This is a genomic window from Streptosporangium sp. DT93 (genome assembly GCF_049844535.1).
In the GTDB taxonomy this organism is placed as follows: Bacteria; Actinomycetota; Actinomycetes; order Streptosporangiales; family Streptosporangiaceae; genus Streptosporangium.
This window is the reverse complement of sequence record NZ_JBNCLF010000069.1, coordinates 1-599: the sequence shown is the minus strand read 5'-3', so window position 1 is coordinate 599 and position 599 is coordinate 1. Positions and strand designations below refer to the sequence as shown.

Below are 599 nucleotides of genomic sequence, written 5' to 3'. Positions count from 1 at the left end.
GTGGATTCGGTGGGGGTGGTGGTTCCTTGGGTGGTGTCGGGGCGTTCGGTGGGGGCGGTGCGTGCTCAGGCGGGGCGGTTGGTGGGGGTTGAGGGGCGGCCGGTGGATGTGGGGTTGTCGTTGGTGGAGTGCCGGTCGGTGTTTGAGCATCGGGCGGTGGTGTTGGGGTGTGAGCGGGTGGAGTTGGAGGCTGGGTTGCGGGCGTTGGCGGCGGGGGAGCGTGCCGACAATGTGGTGGTCGGGTCGGCCGTGGGGGGTGGGGGGTCGGGGGTGGTGTTTGTTTTTCCTGGTCAGGGGTCGCAGTGGGTGGGGATGGCGGCTGAGTTGCTGGAGAGTGTTCCGGTGTTCGCCGCTGGGGTGGGTGAGTGTGCGGTGGCGTTGTCGGAGTTTGTGGAGTGGGATCTGCTGGCGGTGTTGCGGGGGCAGGAGGGTGCGCCGTCGTTGGATCGGGTGGATGTGGTGCAGCCGGTGGTGTGGGCGGTGATGGTGGCGTTGGCGGGGGTGTGGCGTTCGCATGGGGTGGAGCCGGTGGCGGTGGTGGGGCATTCGCAGGGGGAGATCGCGGCGGCGTGTGTGGCGGGGGCGTTGTCGTTGTCGGA

General features: G+C 69.3%; 1 protein-coding gene. It reads left to right on the top strand.

What is annotated here, in order from left to right:
* Window positions 1-102: 102 nt before the first annotated feature.
* A partial coding sequence (locus ACLQ2R_RS39515) for an acyltransferase domain-containing protein (RefSeq protein WP_425966543.1) occupies window positions 103-599 on the top strand: 497 nt, incomplete at its 3' end.